This window comes from Pseudoalteromonas sp. S2721 (assembly GCF_005887425.1).
GTDB lineage: Bacteria > Pseudomonadota > Gammaproteobacteria > Enterobacterales > Alteromonadaceae > Pseudoalteromonas > Pseudoalteromonas simplex.
Window position 1 is genome coordinate 95,719 of record NZ_PNCZ01000021.1, and the last position, 20,709, is coordinate 116,427.

Consider the following 20,709-nt stretch of genomic DNA (forward strand, 5'->3'; position numbering starts at 1 on the left):
TCTTGAGTCTTTTTAATTGACCTATTTTGCTTTTGAACAGTATTAACCATTTTTGAAAACGACCTCTGTTTTGTGATGCTCAACAACACGCCCTAAATGGCTGTTTTCTAGCTCATCTAAATTCAGCTGTTGTTGAAAGAAAGGTCGCATGCCTAATTCTATCAGTGAAGGTGTTTGCATAATGTTTACCAAAGCGCAGGGTTATCGAGTGGTTTTAGGCAACTTGGCTTACCAGTAATTGGCAAAATTTCGTCATCTAAAACCGGTTTAGCTAGCCAGCCTTTTGGGTAAGATAAGTTATGAGGTGCTTGAATAATTTCTTCACTCACAACGGAAAACCCGACTTTTCCATAAAAGTTGATATCACCATAGGTCATCACTAGGCTAACATTATGTTCAGCTAACTTATCACAGCCGAATTGGATCAGCTTTTGTCCGATGCCTTGTCCTTGACAATCCGTTGCCACTGCAACAGGTGAGAGCAAAAACACCTCTTTAGCGTGCGTAAACTGTAAACGCGACAGCACAATAGCGCCGACGATCCGTTGCTCATCTTTCGCTACAAACACATATAAATCAGTTGATGGAAATGGCTCAGCTAAAAAGTCAGTGACTAAACGGGCAACTTGCTCGCCTTCTTGTTTTGACTCTGATGCACTAAATGTTGCCAAATAAAGCGCAATAATCTCGTTTTTTTGGCTCTGTTCGTAAATTGAAAAATTCACTTAGACTCCTTAAGTTTTAAAATAAAATAGTGATAAGTAAAATTTTGCCCAGTCTCATTTTCGTAAAGGGCAATTTCTGTTTGTATGTCTTTTACAGCTTGAGACTCACTTATCGATGGCGCTAACTCAGCAAGGCGCGCCTTAAGTGGTTGCCAATAGTTTTGCCAAGCTTGCTGATCCAGCGAAAACTGCTCTATAAGCTCATATCCAAGCTCATCAAATAAAGCAACGCGGCTTTCGATTGATTGCATATCTGGGTAATTCGCTTGCCAGTACTCTTTAACCGCCATTTCAGGCTGGCTGTTAAGCCAAACTAAATCACTGACCACAATCACCCCATCACGGCGAAGAAACGGTTTCCAGCTTGACAGTGCGCTTTGCATACCCATGACATATACACACCCTTCAGCCCAAATAACATCGAATGAACTTGCTTTAAAAGGCAGCGCAGTCATCGATGCGCACGTCAAAGACACATGCTCAGCCAATTGCTCTTCGAGCAATCGCTCCTGTAAATAAGCAAGTGCCGATGACTCATTATCTAAAGCTGTGATCTTGGCATCAGTTTGCTTGGCGATTAGTAATGTTGATGAGCCTTTACCGCAGCCAATTTCTAAAATTTGTTTGGCATTGTTAGGAACAGCAGCAATGGCTTTTAATGTGGCTTCTTCGCTACCAGGCCCCCATCGCTCTAATGGCTCAAACACAGTCATAAAATCGTGCATGTAGCTTTCATGGTCACTCATATCTTTTGATAACCAACGAAGCCGCAATGCCTCTTTTTCTGTGTATCCTTGCTTTAACAACCAATTTAAATGCGCACTTGGCGCACGCTTATTTAGCTCATCATGTAAGTGTTTTTGAGAGCGTTCGCCAAGCAAACTCAGTAACAAATCTTTGGCTTGTAACTTAGCGGTAATTTCATCTTCAAGTTGTGCTAAGCGCTGTTGCAAAATAGCTTTATCTAGCTCTACATCTAAACAGCTTTGACATTCTTTTAAGGTTAACCCCGCGCTTTGTAACTGCTGGATCAAAACCAAGCGTTGTAAATCAGCCTCGCTATAATAGCGATAACCATTTGCAAGCCTGCGCCCTTGAATGATTTTAAGCTTCTCGTAATACAACACAGCCGTGCGCGACAAACCAAGTTTTGCTGCTAACTCTGAAATTAAATACATGATGAAATAGGCCTATAAGGCTTTTGAATACAATAAGTATGAAGTGTAAAGCTGTAGACAGGTCAAATATTTTTGCAAAATAATTTAAGAAAATAAGGTAAGCAAGAAAGCTTGCTTACCTTCATAGGGCGTGTTTAGATTTAACTAAATTTGTTTTGGTAATTTAGTCGAAATAAAAGCAGTTATAATAATAAATAACAGTGATATAGCCAAACAGGCTGCTAAGCCATAAAGCTGAAAAACTAAGCCCGACAACACAGTACCAATTAAGCGACCCATGGCATTAGCCATATAGTAAAACCCGACATCGAGTGACACGCCATCGGCGTCAGCCATGCTCACAATTAAGTAGCTGTGCAACGATGAATTAATCGCGAATAACACACCAAATAACATTAACCCGCCTATCAGCATTGGTTTTACAGCCCACTCAAAACCAATAGCAAGGGTAATGGCTAAAGTGACTAAAGCAAGCAGTGATGCCCACTTAACTGTTTCTGCACTTGGTGATGTTTGCTTATTAAGCTTAATGATTTTGGGAGCAAAAGATTGCACAGCTCCATAGCCAATGACCCAACTCGCTAAGAAGGCACCCACGGTCCAGTGGTCCCAATCAAAGGCTTGTGATAAAAACACCGGAAGTGCAACTACAAACCAAACATCACGCGCACCAAACAAAAACAATCTCGCGGCCGACAAGATATTGATTGAACTACTCTTTGAAAATATCTCGTTAAACTTAGGTTTGTTTTTAGCTTTGCCTAAATCATTTTTAAGTGCATAAATACTAAAACACCACACCACCAGCAAGGTGGCAGCCATGGTTAGCATTGCGCCTTTAAACGACATTAATGTCAGTAGTAAGCCACCTAAAAAGAAGCCCACACCTTTTAAGGCGTTTTTAGAGCCTGTTAGTATCGCTACCCATTTAAACAAGGTGCCTTCTTGGCCACTGGCAACCAGCATTTTAATTGAGCTTTTAGCGCTCATTTTATTGAGATCTTTGGCAATGCCCGACAGCGCCTGCGCCATCATCACATAGGCAACACTCAGCCATTCAGGAGGGACTGCCAACATGAACAAGGCTGCAACCTGTATGGCAAGGCCAATGTTCATGGTCTTGTTTAAACCAAGCCTTGCGCCTAAATAGCCGCCCACTAAGTTAGTGACAACACCAAAAATCTCATAAAACAAAAACAGCATGGCAATACTCAAAGGCGAGTAGCCAAGCGCATGAAAATGCAGTACCACCAACATTCTCAATGCGCCATCTGTAAGCGTAAATGCCCAGTAATTCCCGGTGACAATTAAGTACTGCTTTATATCAGCGGGAAGATTAGCCAAACGCGTCATTGCTTTTAACCTTGTAGTGATCGCGCAACTTTACGGGCAAGTTCGGCGGTGCGGTTTGCATAACCCCATTCGTTATCGTACCAAACATACAGCTTAACTTGTGTCTCGTTGACAACCATGGTTGATAACGCATCAACAATGCTTGAGCGTGGGTCGGTTTTGTAGTCAATAGAAACAAGTGGCTTTTCTTCATAGCCTAAAATACCTTTTAGCTCGCCCTCTGCGGCTTCTTGCATCCATTTGTTAATTTGCTCAGCGGTGGTCGGCTTTTCAACTTCAAACACACAGTCTGTGATTGATGCATTTGCTAATGGCACACGAACTGCGTGGCCGTTTAATTTGCCTTTAAGTTCAGGGAAAATATGTGTAATCGCTGTTGCAGAGCCGGTTGTAGTTGGAATTAAGCTCATGCCACATGCGCGAGCACGGCGTAAATCTTTATGCGGCGCATCTAAGATAGTTTGCGTGTTAGTGATATCGTGAATGGTCGTCATTGAACCATGTTTGATACCAATTTTTTCTTGCAATACTTTAACCACAGGCGCTAAACAGTTGGTAGTGCATGATGCCGCAGTCACAATATCGTGCTGCTGTACATCATATAAATCATCGTTTACACCCATTACAACGTTCAACACGCCGTCTTCTTTTACAGGCGCAGTGACAACAACTTTTTTCACACCTTGATCAAGATAGGCTTGCAGTAATTCGGTTTTTTTCATTTTACCTGAGGCTTCAATAACGATATCGCAACCAGACCAATCAGTGTCTGCAATCGCTTTATTTTGCGTAACGTTTATTTCGTGGCCATCGATAATCACAGCATTGTCGTTACTTTCAACCTCATGAGGCCAAATACCGTGTACCGAATCATATTTTAGTAAGTGAGCCAGTGTAGCTGCATCACCCGCTGGGTCATTAATTTGCACAAACTCAACGTCATCCCATGCAAACGCTGCTCTTAGCGATAAACGACCCATACGGCCAAAACCATTAATGCCTACTTTAATTGCCATTGTTAAGCTCCTACTTTTTGAAAATTGTCGAAAAATGAACGTTGTACTGGGTTATGCAACGATTTAGGGCGAATAGCCTGCACTTGAGTAACTATGTCGTTTTTAGCATAGCCAAGCTCATGCATTAATAAACCAATAACTAAGCCTGTACGGCCTGAGCCGCCTTTACAATGTACAGCCACGCTACCACCACTTTTTATGATGGCAAGAATGTCTTTAAGGTGTTTGTTGAAAGCGAGACTAAACGCTTCGTTTGGCGCGTCATCATCCAAAATAGGTAACTGAAACCAGCTAAGGCCAGCTTGCTCACATTCGATTACAAGCTGCTGCGCCCCATTTTTAACAAGCTCTTCATCGTACATTAGCGTAATAATGGCTTTTGCACCTGCCGCTTTTAACTCAGCAACAGACTGTGATAAGCCAACGCCTTTTGTGCCAGGGCAAGGGGTAAAAATAAATGCCCCAGTTTCTAGCTGTAAAATATCAAATGGATGTGATTGCATTATGATTCCCCAATTACTCTTTAAACCAATGTGTTGTTTTATTAACGATTGCAACCAACGACAGCATTACAGGTACTTCGACCAACACCCCAACAACGGTTGCTAATGCTGCCCCAGAGTGCAAACCAAATAATGAAATAGCCACTGCGACCGCTAACTCAAAAAAGTTAGAAGTACCAATTAAACATGCTGGTCCTGCAATGTTGTGCTTAAGCCTAAGCTTTAACGCAATGAAATAGGTGATTACAAAAATACCGTAGGTTTGCAAAACAAGCGGAATAGCAATCAGTACAATGTTAAGCGGTTGGGCTAAAATCGTGTTCGCCTGAAACCCAAATAGCAAGACCACTGTGGCCAGTAAACCAATAACTGAGTAAGGTTTAACTTTCTCTAAAAATGACTGCACAGCAGCTTCATTTTGCGCTGAATTATTAAGAGCTTTGCGTGTTAATACCCCGGCAATGAGTGGTAGCAATACATACAACACAACCGAAATCATCAGTGTAAGCCAAGGTACATGAATATCAGACACACCCAGCAACAACCCCGCAATAGGTGCAAAGGCAAAAATCATAATGATGTCGTTCACAGATACTTGCACTAAGGTATAATTTGCATCGCCTTTGGTTAGTTGTGACCACACAAACACCATTGCCGTACAAGGTGCAACACCGAGTAAAATCATGCCTGCAATATATTCTTGCGCCGTTTCAGGGCTAACAAAATCAGCAAATAACCCTTCAAAAAATAACCAACCTAATGCGGCCATTGAAAACGGTTTGATAAGCCAGTTAATGATTAAAGTGAGCATCAGCCCTTTTGGATTCTTACCGACTTCTTTAATCGTTGAAAAATCAACTTGCACCATCATCGGGTAGATCATTACCCAAATAAACAGTGCAACAACAATGTTGACATGCGCCACTTCGGCTTTCGCTATTAGCTCAAATAAAGGCGGAAACATCACCCCAAGCGCCACACCGATGGCGATAGCAGCAGCAACCCACACAGATAAATATCGTTCAAAAACACCCATTTTTAGTCCTTAATTGCAGCAACGAGCAACACGGGTTGGGCGATCATCGCCCATCGCATTTAGCCTTGCTAACTCGTTTTCTATGAAATTTGGTTCGTTTACCACGGTCGAGGTAATTGTTTGTTTCATCCACATAGGTAGAGTCGGGTTTAAAGAGTAAAACACCCATTGCTGGTGTTTTCTATCCGACAAAATGCCCTGTTTTTTAAGTTGCGCTAAATGCCTTGAAACCTTTGGTTGGCTCTGCTCGTTAAGTGCCGTCATTAGTTCGCATACGCAAACCTCTTGCTCAACGGCGATAAGCAATAAGCTTTTTAAACGAATATCATCTGCAAGCGCTTTATAAAATGTGGTTGGCGAAATCGATGCTGGTTTTTCTTTGTTATGGGATTGCACAAACTGTTTGATTCGCTCATTGAGCTCTTGCAACGTTTTTTCAAAAGCGTGAGGTTCAGGACGCGTTTTAGGATCAACAAAGTCCCAGCCTAAACAATGTGTGCCATCAACACGATTTGCACATTCTTTTGCTGCCTTGTCGCACAATGTAATTACATAATCAAAATGCAGGTTAGTTACATCATTTAAGTGCTTTGAGTGTAAGTCATCGGTTTTTAGGCCAAAATGCTCAATCGTAGCAAGCGTGCGAGGGTCTACCGCATAAGGTTCTGTGCCCGCACTAAACACCTCAAACTCACCTTTACCATGATGTTTAAGCAACGCCTCAGCCATAATTGATCGGGCTGAATTTTCTGTACATAAAAAGAGAACTTTCACGACTCACTCCATAACAATTTGGTTATATAATATTTTTGTTATATAGAATTTGCAAGCTGAATTTTATAAATGGCGCGTTTTGCAATAACGATGGCGCGATCTGATGTCATGTGACACCAAAAGATGGCCTACCATGCATATAACAAAACAACAGCTCAAATTAATGGAGTACAAATATGACATCAACAGCATTGATCACTGGCGCCTCAAACGGGATTGGTTTAGAACTTGCGCATATTCACGCACAGCATGGCGATAATTTAGTGCTGGTAGCTCGTTCAGAAGACAAACTGAATGATCTTAAACAACAGCTTGAATCAAAACACAACGTAAAGGTTACAGTTATTGCAGCCGATTTATCTAAGTCAGATTCAGCTGAGTATGTTTTTACACGTACTGAGGCACTTGGTTTGCACATAGATATTTTGGTGAATAATGCCGGCATTGGCGGACATGGCAAGTTTCATGAGCGTGATCTCAGTGCAGAACAAACGATGATGCAACTTAATATTGTGACATTAACAAACCTAAGCCACTATTACTTACAAGGCATGGTTGAGCGAAATCGTGGCAAAATTTTAAATATTTCGTCTACAGCTTCCTTTATGCCCGGCCCACTGCAAGCGGTATATTATGCAACGAAAGCGTTTGTGACTTCATTCAGTCAAGCAATTGCAGAAGAAGTAAAAGATAAAAACATTACGGTCACCGCGTTATGCCCAGGAACAGTAGCAACAGGCTTTGTTGAAGCAGGTGATCTACAAGGGGTAGATGCTTGGAAGAATGCTAAATCAGCGCATTCTGTGGCACTGTGTGGTTACAAGGCAATGCAAAAAGGTCAGTTAATTGCTTTTAATGAAGCGCCGCTTAAATTTATGCTCAATTGGGTGATCCCTTTATTGCCTCGCAAAACTGTGTTAAAAATTTCTCGTCAGTTTATGGAAAAAAGCGGAAACTAATATGAAACGAGCCAGCAAGTTTTTGATCCCTCCCAACTGGCAAGTATTACTCAATGATTTAGAAATCAACCTAGAAGAGGCACTGGCTTATGCCCAGTTGCCTTCAGGTTTATTCTCTCAAGATAAAGTATACTTAACGCCCGCTCAATACTTCCAATTATGGCAGGGTGTAGAGACAGCAGCAAACGGCATTGAGTTACCCTTAAAACTTGCCGAAGTCATGACAATAGAATCATTTGACGTACCAATTTTTGCCGCGATTTGTAGCCCAAACTTAAATGCTGCTTTAGCGAGGTTACAACAGTACAAACCACTAATTGGCCCTATGGAGCTAGCACTTGAAATTACCAACACTCATACAAAAGCCCAAGTAAGCTGTTATGGTTTTATTGATACGCTGCCCAAGTGCTACAGCTTGGCAGAGCTGGTATTTTTTACACAACTCACTCGCCTTGCTACTCGAAAACAAATTAACCCTGTTACGGTTATTGTGCCAGAGCTACCTGAAAAGCTCATGGAATACGAAGCCTACTTTGGTTGCCCGCTGAGAGTGGGGAATACCCCTAGCGTGACATTTTTAGCAGAAGATGCAAAAGCGCCATTTTTAACTAGTAATCAAGTAATGTTGTCGTGCTTTGAGGGAGATTTAAAACGTAAGCTGCAAGATGTTATCAGCGAACAAAGCCTTACTGACAAGGTATCAAGTATTTTGTTTAAATCCCTACCTCAAGGGCAAAGTAACATTGAACATGTTGCCTCAGAGCTAGCACTCAGCAAACGCTCTCTACAACGAAAACTAACAGCTGAAAAGCAAAGTTATCAAAAAGTCTTACAACAAGTACGAGAAGACCTTGCGCAGCACTACTTAATGCAAACTGAGTTACCAATTATCGAAATCGCCTTTTTACTCGGTTTTAGCGAAACAAATTCGTTTGTTCGCGCTTACAGTAGCTGGACGGGCGTTTCTCCCGCCCATAAGCGCACACAAGTGAGACACTAGTTTTTTTGTTAAGCCAACTAAAAGCCTAGCTAAAGGCTGCTTAACAATAGCAGCCTTACTGGACACACCATAACCGATACGTAAAAGCTAATGTTTCTGCTTTAAATCTCTCTCAAATTCAGTTTCTGTTTTAACTGGATTGCAACGCGTTATAACTTCAGTTTTGCCAACTTTTTCAGGTTCATCAGAGCTATAAATCGTGGTGTTATAGCTTCGATCTATTTCCCCTGGGCAGTGATGATCTGCGATTACTACATCCTCAAACTCACCCGTTTGCTGCTGTGAGGCGCAACCAGATAAAAGTAGTGCAATAAAGGTTACTGTGTATTTCATAACAAATCCTCTGTAAAAGTACGGGGCTGATTTTTTGGCACATTGTCTTGGCGTAACATCCATTTTGCTATGTCATCTTTACGCATAAACTTAACCCCTTTGTGCTGCTTTGCATAGGTTATAAAGTCGTCCAACGCTTTCACTCTGGCGGGAGTGCCCGCTAATCTATCGTGAGCACTGATAGACATCATCCTTCTACGTTGTTTGCCTTCTTTGTAGAGCACATCAAACTCGTCTTTAAGCTCTTGTAAATATGCCTTACCAGTCATGGCTGTGCTGCCAGTGTAACGAACTATATCGTTGTTTCTAAACGTGTATGGAACAACAACAATGTCGTCACTTCCAACAGGTGTTAGCGATGGCTCATCACGAGATAAATCGTCTATGTGGTAAATAAAACCTAATTCTTTAAGAATTTTGAGGGTATTTTTTGAATGCCTCATCCAAAAAGCGTTAAAGCCCACAGGCCGCTGCCCTGTTACTTTTTCAATGATATTTGCACTTTTTATGTATGACTGTCGCTCTTGCTCTTCACTCATAGAGTATTGAGGGGTCCATGTTTGTCCGTGCCCTGATGCTTCATGCCCGCGTTGAACCACTTCTTTTGCTAACTCAGGGTTTAACTCAACAGCTCTGCCAACCATGTGAGAGGTGACTTTAATATCATGCTTATCCCATAAATCTAGCAGCCTAGGAATGCCCTCGTTCATGCCGTATTGGTACCAAGAAGGCGAAATGGTGTCAGGATACCCAACCTCTTGCGGTGGAAACGGGCCCGGATCTGATTGGTCTTGCGCTGTGGCCTCAAACTGCATCGAAATAGAGATCACAAGTTGAGCATCATCAGGCCAAAATGCAGATGTTGCCTCCTTAGCCTGAGCAACACCTAAGCAACTTAAAACAAATACCGACGCAATTAAAATTGGCTTTAAAAATTTCATCATTTATTCCCCCTGAAATACTGGATAGTCTGTGTAACCTTGCTCATCACCACCAAATAAAGTAGTAGGATCTGATATTTCATTTAGAGGTAAATTGTGCTCTAAGCGATAAGGTAAATCTGGATTTGCAATAAACTTTCTGCCAAATGCAACATAGTCAACTAAGCCTTCACCAATGAGTTTATCGGCCTTTGCTAATGTGTAGTTTCCTGCCACCACAATTTTTCCATTAAAGATTTCACGTAATTTAACTCTAAACTCATCGGTTACGAGGGGAGCATCATCCCAATCAGCTTCCGCTAAATGCAGATAAGCAATGCCAAGTTCATCAAACTTTTTAGCTAAATATAGAATGACATCGATTGCTTGCGGATCATCCATGCCTCTTTGTGTAATAAAAGGTGCTAATCGAATAGCCGTTTTTTCTGGGCCGATAGCTTGACTAATTGCAGTAATGATTTGCAGCGCGAACTTTGCTCTATTTTCAATATTACCGCCGTATTCGTCACTACGTTTATTTGATGTTTGTCTTAGAAATTGATCAATTAAATAGCCATTACCTGCATGTACCTCAACGCCATCAAACCCTGCTTCAATCGCATTTAAAGCAGCTTGTTTATAGTCTTGAACGATGCCCTTTATTTCATTGGTCGATAATTCACGTGGTGTAGGACAATCAAGCATTTGGCCTTCGCCATTTTCATCAACCACCCACACTTGCGCATTTGGGGCAATAGCACTTGGCGCAACCGGCAAGCCGTCTGGATGAAAGACACTATGCGACATTCTGCCAACATGCCATAACTGAGAAAAAATGAGTCCATTGTGCTGATGAACGGCTTGCGTTACTTTGCGCCATCCGTTGATTTGCTCTTCAGTATAAATCCCGGGGGTAAATGAGTAGCCCTTTCCTTGTGCAGAAATTTGCGTCGCCTCTGATACTATAAAACCCGCACTGGCTCGTTGCGCATAATATTCTGCCATTAGACTTGTCGGAATATCACCTGGTTGAGCCGTACGTGAACGGGTCATAGGAGCCATTACTATTTTATTTGCGGTTTTATGATGACCAATTTGGTCTGGATTAAATACTCTATTTTTCATGTGTGTACCTTTTAAATAAGCTCGCTGCGTTTAAATAAAATTTCTATTTTTAAGCCATCAGGCCCTTGAATAAACACTTGATGCTCATTCGCTGCCGGCACTTCCCGCTCAACGAATGGTATTGAAGTTGCTTTTAGCCGTGCTTTAACTTCTTGATAATCAGTTGCAAAGAAAGCAAGGTGGTCAACCGTTGATAAGCCAACTGCTTCTGTTGATACCGAAGCTTGGCTTAAGTAATCAGATTGCGATTCATTTATGCCAAACTTAGCTGCTATATGAATGCATGGCGTATCCAAGTCGTCATATAACCAAACACCATCAAAACCAAATGCTGGCCTTGGCCCCTTTTTAAGGCCTAACGACGACTCTAAAAACTGAGCCATGTGCTGGATATTCGTTGCTAAAAGCAGAGCGTGATTAAGCTGCATTTCTATCTCCTTCAAGTGATGAAATGAGTTTAACTATTTTGACTAAATTTATAATTAGCCTTAGAGTTAAATCAGTATTCATTAAAACTGAAGAATAATGTCAAAAATTGATGATATGGCGCTTTTTGTTCACGTTGTAAAAGCGGGAGGGTTAGCCGCTGCGGGAAGAAAATTGGGGCTTTCGCCTGCAAGCATGACAGCACGAATTAATAAAATTGAGCAAAATTACGATACGCGATTATTAACGCGTAATACGCGCAGTATTGCCTTAACAGATGCAGGCGAACGTTTTTATAGTGGCTGTTTAAGAGTATTAGCAGAAGTCGAAAATACTGAAAACATACTTCAAGAGTCACAACAAAGCCTAAGAGGCCAGCTAAAACTCTCTGCAACATCTGACTTTGGTCGCCAGTTTGTTGCACCCGCATTAGCAGAATTCATCAATAATCACCCAAATGTTAAACCGCATTTAGTACTGACAGATGGGGTCACCAATATTGTTGAGGAAGGTATTGATCTGGCATTTAGATTCGGCAATTTGCCTGATAGTAACTTGATTAGCCGCCCGCTATGTAATAACCGCCGTGTGCTATGCGCCTCACCTAGCTATATAAAATCGTTTGGCTTGCCAAGGCATCCCGAAGATTTAAAAAATCATCGTTGCCTTGTACTTGAGCGACTTGGGCAACCGCTAAATGACTGGCATTTTGAGGTAGATAACACGCACTTTTCTATTAAAGTAGCTCCCCACCTTTCATGCTCAGACGGTGAGGTGATCAGACGCTGGGCAAATCAAGGCCATGGCATAGCCTTAAAATCATACATTGATATCAAAAATGACCTCAAAACAGGCGACCTTATTTTGATACTAGATGAGTATGTTCGAGGCTTTAGCCACAGCGATAAAAAAAGTGTCGGCCTACAGGTGATATATCCGAGCAGGCAATTTCAACCTCGGCAAGTGAAAGCGTTTATAGAGTTTTTTGAGTGTTGGTTTAAAAATAAGTAAGCCGCCCAACAAAGTATGAGCGGCTTGGGTATTTATTAATTAACCACCAAATTGAATTCGCATGCCTGCATTAACGGTAAAACCGTCATTTCGAGACCATATATCAGTTGTCCAGCGTCCACTTGCAGCTTGCTCAGGCAAGGTGAGCGGATGTTCTTTTGTTTGACGAACGTTAAGTAAGTTCTCTGCGTTTACAAACCAGCTTACGTTACCCGTGGTTATTTGACCTAACAACCCCAAATGCCAATATGGTTTGCTTCGTTCAAGGTAAGGGTTGTCTTCAAGACGCTGAGTACCAGTATAATAGGCTTCAAAACCAACTAGATGACTGCCATGCTCCTCCCACATTACAACAAGTCCAGCCGAGTGCTCTGGTGTTAGTGTGAGTTTTTCGCGACCATCCCCTGCCTGATTTTGCTTCGTTGCATCGGTATATAAATAGCTGCCGGTAAACTTAATATCATGCCAGCGATAGCGCATTAAAAACTCTGCGCCTCTGATTTGTGTTTGCCCTTGGCTGTTTACAAGTCGAACGGCTTTTTCACTGCCAACTTGAGAGGATTCAAGCTCTGTAACATGCTCAATATTTGATGAAAATAACGTTATGCTGGTTTCTAAATCACCAGCAATGTAGCTAATATCGAATGAAGCTGTATCTGCTTGCTCTGCTTGTAAGTCATCAATGGGCTCAAGCTGTGATAAACCGACCTCATCAATCTCTTCAATAAAAGGGGTTGGTGCAAAATACCCTTTACCGTATGCACCTCTAAATAGCCAGTTTTCTGGATTATAGAGTACAGAAAGTCGGGGACTAAATTGATTGCCATACTCACTGTGATCATCTGCACGAGCACTCACTGACATTGATAAATCATCCGTTGCTTGGTAATCAATTTGTGAAAACAGTCCTGGCACCTCATAACGATAGTCAAACGCCGAAAATGTCTGTGAGGAAAACTGCTCTGTTTGATAAGCAACACCTACCAACCAAGCAGTATTGTGCAAATAACCTGACACACTCGACTCAAGTAAATAACTATTATGCTTATCTTTTTCAAATACCTGACCGTACTGGTGATCATGATCTTGTTCCATTGCTGAGCCACGAACATTTAAATCAAGTTCTTCAGCTAATGCTTGATCATAAACAAAACCTAAGTCTGTTCTGAGTGTATCTTGCTGCTGCACAAATGGCAGACCATCAGGCATTAAAGCCCCAGCTTCAGTGCCACCTTTACGCTGTTCTTTCATCCCTCCAAGAGTTAAGTAGAGGTTTTCTCCATTTTCGCCTTGATAGTAAAGCCTAGGCCTTGCAGTGACCCGTTCATACTGTGTCATATCTATCCAACCATCATCATCCAGATCCTGTTTTGCTTGATGATGAATGCCCGCCGTCAAAGAGCTTGCGAACGACTCATTGATCGGCGCCGATAAATAGGTTGTTACATCTTGGCCATCTTTAGATGTCGCATTAAATAATACCTCGCCGCCAAACTCGTCGGCAGGTGTTCGCGAAATTAAGTTAATTACACCACCAAGTGCTGAACCACCATATAAAGATGAGGCAGAACCTTTAATTATCTCAACATTTGCAAGATCAGTAGGTGGAATTTGTAAAAGGCCAATCGAAGCCGTTTGCCCACCATAAAGTGGCAAGCCATCGCTTAGTAACTGGGTATATCGACCATACAAACCTTGCAAACGAATATTCGCGCTGCCTAGTGACGGTGATGTTGTTTGCACCCTAACCCCCCCTGTTTCAGCAACTAACATCGAAATATTTCCAGGCCGCATTAATGCCTTTTCTTGAACTTCTTCACCGTTAATAATCTCAGTGCGAGTAGCTGATTCTGTCACAATACGCCCTAAACGTGACGCTCTGACCTGAATTCGCTCGATACTTTTTTCTTCATGATGATGTTCATCTTCATGTGCACTTGTATAACCAGCCGATGGCAATAGCAGTGTAACCGCGGCTAATTTAAATAGTCTTTGACGCATTTTTACCTCTTAGAATGCTTATTGTAATGACAAATAAATTTTCATTAACCAGCACCTATAGGCGAGCAAATGCCAACTTATAGGTTTTGGTTAAGAGGTAAAAATGGGTGGGCGATATAATTGCCGTGCAATTAAGTTGGGGGGTTGTGGCTGATCACTGAATCGAAAACCAGCAAAATAGGGCAACTTAATTTTTTTAACTTCAAGGTCTAAATACAAGATTGGTGAGCATAAACTTGCTATGCAAGAACACCCTAATTCACAGCAATCGATATTGCAGCAATCATTAGTTTCACTCGGGCTGATTTGGTTGGTTGCGCTATCAAGTGCAGCGAGCTGATAAATATCTTCACTTTCACAAGGTAACTCAGACGGCGACGCAATAACCTGCCCTACAAAAGAGAGCAAAACACACATTATCACCAACCAAGTTGAACAAAGCTTAGACATTTAATTTAAATCTGAAATAAGTTACGGGTCATTGTAACACTCATTGCGCTTATTTTGCTTGTAATGTTAAGTAATCACTCATCACTTTTTCAAGCTGGGCATAGTCTTTTTGCTGAGTAACAGCTCCTGCGACCACCACCTGCGTTGTTGGCTCATACATCACCAAAGTGCCCCAAAAGCCACCATGTTGATAAACCAAAGTGCCGTTATATTCTTTTGCAAATACACCTAAACGATAAGGGCTACCTGCAGGTAAGCCTTTATTAGAGAGCATCAGTTTGAGCGTTTCTGGGTGTTTGAAGACCTTACCTGAAAATAAAGCCTGATAAAATTTAGCCATACCAATTGGACTGGCAACAAGCCCACCGCCACCATATAAATCGACAGTTGGACTCCAATTAAAGGTGTCGGTGCCGTGCAAGTATTGATGCACGCGTCGCGAATCATCCACAGCAACTGAATCACCACGTTCCCAGACCACATTTTCGATATGATTTTTGTCAAAACCTAAGTACTTTCGAACCGCTTCAGGCAAGGGTAAATCTGTCACTCTTTCAATAATATGGCCGAGTAACACATATCCGGTATCTGAATATGAAAAAAGCTCGCCAGGTTTGCCAACTGGGTCGCCCCACTCTACACACCCTTTAATTTGCTCGCGCATCGTAATATCTTGCTGCGGATTTGCCATTATGCCAGCTAAATACTGATCGCTTTGAGCGTGATCGTATAGCCCTGCTGTATGACTCAGCACTTGCTTAAGCGTCATTTTATCAAGGACATAGCCATCGCTTTCAAGAAGCGCAAAAAAGTCGTCAGAAATTAACTTATCAAGTGTTGTATCAAGGTTTAATTTACCTTCTTCCTGCAAACGTAGCACCGTTGCTGCAGTGAAGGTTTTAGTCACGCTGGCAATTCTAAATAAACTGTTTGGGTTAATAACTTGCGGCGCATTTTCTTTACTTTGCTTTGCCGTTGAAAAAGCATGTCCATCATCAACAATCACATGAAGTGCAAAACCTGTAAGCGGTGTTTGTTGGTTTGCATTGAGAATTTGGCCCATTAAAGCGTGATGAGTTTCGAGTGACTTTGTAGGCTCAGCAGTCACAGGTAAAGCCAACATTGATAGAGCAACAAATAAAGCGCTTAGCGTTTTTTTACTTGCTAGAGAGCACCGACGATCCATAACAGGTTCCTTAAAAAATGAATCCTTTATTAGCGCCTAAAGCCAAAATAAGCGCGCAGTTAAGCAGCCTAATTACTACTTAACTGACATTAACAAACCGTTTTTGCGTTGTCGAATTAATAAGTTAACACTATTTTGTAAGCATATTCACAGCCATAATAACCAACAGCCCAGCAAATATTTTTTTAATAGTAGAGACGGGTAAATGATGCGTTGCTTTTGCACCTAATGGCGCAGTAAACCACGAAGTACACACAATGCCAAACAAGGCAGGCAAATAAACAAATCCAGCAAAGCCCTCTTTTAATGTAAAGTACTGACTGCCTGAGCTGATGTAACCCACAGAGCCAAATAGCGCAATGACAATACCGCACGCCGAGGCACAGCCAATGGCTTTTTTCATATCGACCGAGAAAAACGTCAGTAGCGGCACAAGTACCGCACCACCGCCAATACCTATCATGGCAGATAGACCCCCCGTGATGGTTGTATAAAGTGTCAAAAGGCCTTTATTAGGTAGCGTTCGTGTTGTTTGGCTATCGTTTTTACTGCTGAAAATCATTTTTAATGCAATAAGCACCACACTCACAGCGAATACAATTCGCACCACATTTGCGGGTAATAGCGAAGCCAAAAAGCCACTGATAAGTGCGCCTAGTGCAACCCCTGTCATTACCCACGGAGCCAATTGCCAAGGCACATTGCCATTTTTATGATGGGCAATAGCTGATGACGTTGAAGTAAAAAGAATTGAGGCGAGCGATGTAGCAATCGCCACCAGCACCACTTGCTCTGCGGGTAACACCTGAAAATACAGCAAGATCATGCTTAATATAGGCACGATCACTAGGCCTCCACCAATTCCTAACAGCCCAGCTAAAAAGCCAACCCCGCTACCAAGTATGGCGCAAGCGATAATAAGCACGATTAATTCATTCATTGTATTTGTCTGTGTTGTTGATTTGTGAAACCGAGTATAACAACAATAAAGTACGGGGTTGCTCTCAAAAGTCCTGTTAAGTAGTGAATATTACTCACGTTTTATATGAAATTACTGCAACTTCAATATGTAACTTTAGAAATCTAGACGTCCAAAATGACTTTGAAGCATTTTTTCATTCTGCGTTCCTAAATATTTTACTAAAACAGCAAATATGCATGAATCTGTCTCATGTTTTACCTGAAATTAAAACGTTTTTCTTCATGGTATTGATAACGTATAAATTTATTACCGCTGCAGAGCAACCTAAGGTTAATGACCTAGCGATTTAAGGAAGGTGAGCAGCAATCATTTATCTCAGGACTTTTGGATACATTGCCATGAACAACGACTTCAGATTTAAAATTAAAAGCATTAGCCTCGACGAAAATTATCATCCGTCAAATAGCACGCGACTGACTACAAACTTTGCGAACCTAGCTCGCGGTGAAAGTCGCCAACAGAATTTACGTAACGCATTAAAAATGATTGATAGCCGCTTTAATGCGCTAGCAAACTGGGATAACCCGCAAGGCGACCGCTACTCTGTCGAGCTTGAGATCATCTCTGTTGATTTAGAAATTGCACAAAGCACAGAGGCATTCCCGTCAATTGAAGTGCTAAAAACTAATATCATTGATCACCAAACTAATGAACGTATCGAAGGTATTGTTGGTAATAACTTTTCATCTTACGTACGCGATTATGATTTTAGTGTACTGCTGCTTGATCATAACAAAGCGAAAAATGAATTTAGCATTCCCGAAAACTTTGGTGACTTACACGGTAAACTCTTTAAATACTTTATTGACTCAGAGACTTACAAACAGCACTTTAAAAAACCACCGGTTATTTGTTTAAGCGTGTCTGATAACAAAACGTACCATCGCACAGAAAACCAACACCCAATTTTAGGTGCTGAATACCTACCAAATGAGTCGTCATTAACCGAGCAATACTTTAAAAAAATGGGCTTGCAGGTGCGCTATTTTATGCCACCAAACACAGTCGCTCCGCTGGCCTTTTATTTCTTTGGTGACTTGCTGAACGATTACACCAACTTAGAGTTGATCAGCACGATTAGCACCATGGAAACATTCCAGAAAATCTACCGTCCAGAAATTTATAACGCCAATGCTGTGGCGGGTAGTTGCTATCAACCAAATTTAAGAAACGCCGATCACTCTATCACGCAAATTGTTTACGACCGTGAAGAGCGCAGTCAACTTGCGATTGCACAAGGTAAATTTACTGAGCAGCACTTTATTAAGCCTTATCAGTCAGTACTTGAAAAATGGTCTGCCAACTACGCAATTTAATGAGATTAAAAATGAAAAAGTTATTACCTACATCAACAGCAGGCAGTTTACCAAAACCAGCTTGGCTTGCTGAGCCTGAAACCTTATGGTCACCTTGGAAATTGCAAGGTGCAGAACTTATCGACGGCAAACAAGACGCGCTGCGTGTTGCCTTACAAGAGCAGCAACAAGCTGGTGTTGATATCGTGAGCGACGGCGAGCAAACCCGCCAGCACTTTGTAACGACCTTTATCGAACACTTAAATGGCGTTGATTTTGAGAACCGTAAAACAGTGACCATTCGAAATCGCTACGAAGCCAGTGTACCAAGTGTGATTGGCCCGGTGTCACGCAGCAAACCCGTGTTTGTTGAAGACGCCAAGTTTTTACGTTCGCAAACCAAGCAACCTATAAAATGGGCATTGCCAGGGCCAATGACCATGATCGATACCTTGTATGACGCCCACTATCAAAGCCGTGAAAAACTAGCATGGGAATTTGCCAAAATCCTCAATCAAGAAGCGAAAGAGCTCGAAGCTGCAGGTGTTGATATTATTCAATTTGATGAGCCTGCGTTTAATGTGTTTTTCGATGATGTAAATGACTGGGGCATTAAGTGCCTCGAAAGAGCAATTGAAGGCTTAAAGTGCGAAACCGCCGTACACATTTGCTACGGCTACGGCATTAAAGCTAACACTGATTGGAAACAAACACTGGGCAATGAATGGCGTCAATATGAAGAAGTATTCCCAAAACTTCAAAAATCGAATATCGATATTATTTCACTTGAGTGCCACAACTCTCGCGTACCTATTGAGCTATTAGCACTGATACGCGGAAAAAAAGTGATGGTTGGCGCCATTGATGTAGCGAGCAATGAAATTGAAACCCCTGAAGAGGTCGCACACACATTACGCGAAGCTCTGAAATACGTTGATGCCGACAAGCTTTACCCATGCACAAACTGCGGTATGGCTCCCCTCCCTCGCCAGATAGCAAGCGCCAAACTCAGTGCGCTAAGTAAAGGTGCAGAGATTGTAAGAGGCGAGGTTTTAGAGGCGAGGAGCTAGGTTCTAGAGGTAGTTAGCGAGTAACTAAGGGAAAGAGTAAAGTTACGAGGTGCGAGATTCGAGAGGCGAGGTGCGCATCTCCCTCGAGCCTTGTCGCCATAAATAGCGACCTACATGGTAGGTCGGGCTTTAGCTGTCAGATTTTAAATTTAGTCTGAACCTGCTTGTGTAGCAGCGATTTCACATCGCGTTTTACCTCACCCATCACCCCTCGTTTCTCATTTCTCGTTTCTCATTTCTCGTTTCTCATTTCTCGTTTCTCGTTTCTCGTTTCTCGTAAAAATTTATCAATGCCACAGCATAAAGCCGATGCTACAACGTAGGCGTGAAACGTGTATCGCGCATCCTATCCTCTATCAACTAACTACTACCCACCCCTAATACTATTAAATCAACCCATTCAGAAAGAGTTAATCCAAAAGATGCAAAATTGGATTGGCTAAATTAATTACTTTTTGCTAGTTTTATTTGTACCCAATGGAAGGGCAAAGATTAAAGGATTAATATGAACGAATTTGATATTTTCATCAGAAATATTGTCTTAGATTGTATTCGCGAACAAGGCACCTGCAGTGATATTTGCGAAGAAGACGAACAGTTAACTTTTTATGTTGATATTGAAAACCACGATAACGTGATATCGCGCAAACAGTTTAAAGTGACTTATCCTATTAGCTACTCTATTCAATCGGCACTCAAGCATGAAACTGATCTGCTTAGATATTTAGACTCTGGCGAAATCAGAACGCCCTTTACAACTGATATTATCGAAGTACTCAAATCTGAGTTACAGGCCTTTATGTTCAGCAACAAACCACGCGGTGAATATCATATTTGCTAATTCTTGATTTATAGCCTGGTGACAAATTATCAGGCTATAACTCAATTAGCTCACCATTATAAATACGGTAGCGTAACGTGGTTTTCTTGCTGGGGCAGCAACGAGGATCATTTTCATCATATGTACGTAATTGTATGACAAGCTCTTCGCCTACCTTATTTGTACTTTCTACAACTCCGTTAAAAGAAATAGACGACAACTCGTTATAACCGTCATTTTGAACCTCAATAAGAGTCAGCTTCTCTAACCAAACATTGCCTGATTGATAAGTCCAAAATATAGAGACTCTGCCATCAATATGCTCATAAAAACGCTTTAACCGGCCAACTTCATCATCAGAGACTAACTCTGGAAAATGATCTTTATATTGGTTTTGAATAAACGCATCAACTTGCTGCTGTATTTGCTGCTCGGTGGCATACCCTGTTAAAGATACAAATAGTGCTATTAAACCAAAACTTTTCAACCCAAACCGAGAGTTCTTTAATCTATATTTTTTAAATGAGCTCATAATTCACTCTATTG

22 protein-coding genes are annotated in these 20,709 nt (G+C 41.7%); 6 read left to right on the forward strand and 16 right to left on the reverse strand.

Annotated features, from left to right (window positions below; all coding sequences use genetic code 11):
* Positions 1–42: 42 nt before the first annotated feature.
* From CWC02_RS09580 to CWC02_RS09615, 8 genes are all read right to left on the reverse strand, one after another.
* Positions 43–180, reverse strand: coding sequence for a hypothetical protein (locus CWC02_RS09580; RefSeq protein WP_206004046.1), 138 nt, complete (start codon positions 178–180; stop codon positions 43–45).
* A 5-nt stretch (positions 181–185) separates the two neighbouring features.
* Positions 186–725 (reverse strand): GNAT family N-acetyltransferase, encoded by a 540-nt coding sequence (locus CWC02_RS09585; RefSeq protein ID WP_138617910.1) that lies wholly within the window; start codon positions 723–725, stop codon positions 186–188.
* On the reverse strand, positions 722–1,903 hold the full coding sequence (locus CWC02_RS09590) for a MerR family transcriptional regulator (protein ID WP_138617912.1): 1,182 nt from the start codon (positions 1,901–1,903) through the stop codon (positions 722–724). Before CWC02_RS09590 ends, CWC02_RS09585 begins: the two co-directional genes overlap by 4 nt.
* A 144-nt stretch (positions 1,904–2,047) precedes the next feature.
* Positions 2,048–3,256 (reverse strand): organoarsenical effux MFS transporter ArsJ, encoded by a 1,209-nt coding sequence (gene arsJ / locus CWC02_RS09595; protein WP_138617914.1) that lies wholly within the window; start codon positions 3,254–3,256, stop codon positions 2,048–2,050.
* Between the two features lie 5 nt (positions 3,257–3,261).
* The gene (locus CWC02_RS09600) at positions 3,262–4,272 is read right to left on the reverse strand and encodes an ArsJ-associated glyceraldehyde-3-phosphate dehydrogenase (RefSeq protein ID WP_138617917.1); all 1,011 of its coding nucleotides are present in this window, start codon (positions 4,270–4,272) and stop codon (positions 3,262–3,264) included.
* 2 nt (positions 4,273–4,274) lie between these two features.
* The gene (locus tag CWC02_RS09605; protein ID WP_138617919.1) at positions 4,275–4,775 is read right to left on the reverse strand and encodes a phosphatase domain-containing putative toxin; all 501 of its coding nucleotides are present in this window, start codon (positions 4,773–4,775) and stop codon (positions 4,275–4,277) included.
* Positions 4,776–4,788: 13 nt separating this feature from the next.
* Complete coding sequence (gene arsB, locus CWC02_RS09610) at positions 4,789–5,811, reverse strand: ACR3 family arsenite efflux transporter (protein WP_054553500.1); 1,023 nt, start codon at positions 5,809–5,811, stop codon at positions 4,789–4,791.
* A gap of 9 nt (positions 5,812–5,820) precedes the next feature.
* The gene (locus tag CWC02_RS09615; RefSeq protein WP_138617921.1) at positions 5,821–6,585 is read right to left on the reverse strand and encodes a metalloregulator ArsR/SmtB family transcription factor; all 765 of its coding nucleotides are present in this window, start codon (positions 6,583–6,585) and stop codon (positions 5,821–5,823) included.
* 176 nt (positions 6,586–6,761) lie between these two features.
* On the opposite strand from CWC02_RS09615, the gene CWC02_RS09620 reads away from it, so the two are divergent.
* A complete protein-coding gene (locus CWC02_RS09620) occupies positions 6,762–7,544 on the forward strand; it encodes an SDR family NAD(P)-dependent oxidoreductase (protein WP_138617924.1) in 783 nt (260 codons plus the stop codon).
* 1 nt (position 7,545) lies between these two features.
* A complete protein-coding gene (locus CWC02_RS09625) occupies positions 7,546–8,544 on the forward strand; it encodes an AraC family transcriptional regulator (protein WP_054553497.1) in 999 nt (332 codons plus the stop codon).
* An 87-nt stretch (positions 8,545–8,631) separates the two neighbouring features.
* Here the strand turns inward: CWC02_RS09625 and CWC02_RS09630 are convergent, their stop codons facing one another.
* From CWC02_RS09630 to CWC02_RS09645, 4 genes are read right to left on the reverse strand one after another with little or no spacing between them, the layout of a single operon-like run.
* On the reverse strand, positions 8,632–8,877 hold the full coding sequence (locus tag CWC02_RS09630; RefSeq protein WP_054553496.1) for a hypothetical protein: 246 nt from the start codon (positions 8,875–8,877) through the stop codon (positions 8,632–8,634).
* Positions 8,874–9,821, reverse strand: a complete 948-nt coding sequence (locus tag CWC02_RS09635; protein ID WP_138617926.1) for a polysaccharide deacetylase family protein — start codon at positions 9,819–9,821, stop codon at positions 8,874–8,876. Before CWC02_RS09635 ends, CWC02_RS09630 begins: the two co-directional genes overlap by 4 nt.
* Positions 9,822–10,922, reverse strand: coding sequence for an alkene reductase (locus CWC02_RS09640; RefSeq protein ID WP_138617928.1), 1,101 nt, complete (start codon positions 10,920–10,922; stop codon positions 9,822–9,824). It abuts the gene before it with no gap.
* Between the two features lie 11 nt (positions 10,923–10,933).
* Positions 10,934–11,350, reverse strand: coding sequence for a VOC family protein (locus CWC02_RS09645; protein WP_138617930.1), 417 nt, complete (start codon positions 11,348–11,350; stop codon positions 10,934–10,936).
* A 97-nt stretch (positions 11,351–11,447) separates the two neighbouring features.
* On the opposite strand from CWC02_RS09645, the gene CWC02_RS09650 reads away from it, so the two are divergent.
* Entirely contained in the window at positions 11,448–12,359 is a 912-nt protein-coding gene (locus tag CWC02_RS09650; protein WP_171043833.1) for a LysR family transcriptional regulator, read from the forward strand.
* 39 nt (positions 12,360–12,398) lie between these two features.
* On the opposite strand, the gene CWC02_RS09655 is transcribed toward CWC02_RS09650, so the two are convergent.
* From CWC02_RS09655 to CWC02_RS09665, 3 genes are all read right to left on the reverse strand, one after another.
* Positions 12,399–14,360 carry a TonB-dependent receptor plug domain-containing protein gene (locus tag CWC02_RS09655; RefSeq protein ID WP_138617934.1) on the reverse strand — a complete coding sequence of 654 codons (1,962 nt, stop codon included), beginning with the start codon at positions 14,358–14,360 and terminating at the stop codon, positions 12,399–12,401.
* A gap of 499 nt (positions 14,361–14,859) precedes the next feature.
* Positions 14,860–15,996, reverse strand: coding sequence for a serine hydrolase domain-containing protein (locus tag CWC02_RS09660; RefSeq protein WP_138617936.1), 1,137 nt, complete (start codon positions 15,994–15,996; stop codon positions 14,860–14,862).
* A 130-nt stretch (positions 15,997–16,126) separates the two neighbouring features.
* Positions 16,127–16,936: a sulfite exporter TauE/SafE family protein gene (locus tag CWC02_RS09665; protein WP_138617938.1), complete on the reverse strand. Its 810-nt coding sequence runs from the start codon at positions 16,934–16,936 to the stop codon at positions 16,127–16,129.
* A 380-nt stretch (positions 16,937–17,316) separates the two neighbouring features.
* Here CWC02_RS09665 and CWC02_RS09670 point away from each other — a divergent pair, with 380 nt between their 5' ends.
* From CWC02_RS09670 to CWC02_RS09680, 3 genes are all read left to right on the forward strand, one after another.
* Positions 17,317–18,294: a DUF1852 domain-containing protein gene (locus CWC02_RS09670; protein ID WP_138617940.1), complete on the forward strand. Its 978-nt coding sequence runs from the start codon at positions 17,317–17,319 to the stop codon at positions 18,292–18,294.
* Between the two features lie 11 nt (positions 18,295–18,305).
* Positions 18,306–19,343 carry a methionine synthase gene (locus CWC02_RS09675; protein WP_138617942.1) on the forward strand — a complete coding sequence of 346 codons (1,038 nt, stop codon included), beginning with the start codon at positions 18,306–18,308 and terminating at the stop codon, positions 19,341–19,343.
* Positions 19,344–19,848: 505 nt separating this feature from the next.
* Positions 19,849–20,184, forward strand: coding sequence for a hypothetical protein (locus CWC02_RS09680; protein WP_054553487.1), 336 nt, complete (start codon positions 19,849–19,851; stop codon positions 20,182–20,184).
* 34 nt (positions 20,185–20,218) lie between these two features.
* Here CWC02_RS09680 and CWC02_RS09685 read toward each other — a convergent pair whose 3' ends face one another.
* Entirely contained in the window at positions 20,219–20,695 is a 477-nt protein-coding gene (locus CWC02_RS09685) for a hypothetical protein (protein WP_138617944.1), read from the reverse strand.
* Positions 20,696–20,709 lie beyond the last annotated feature (14 nt).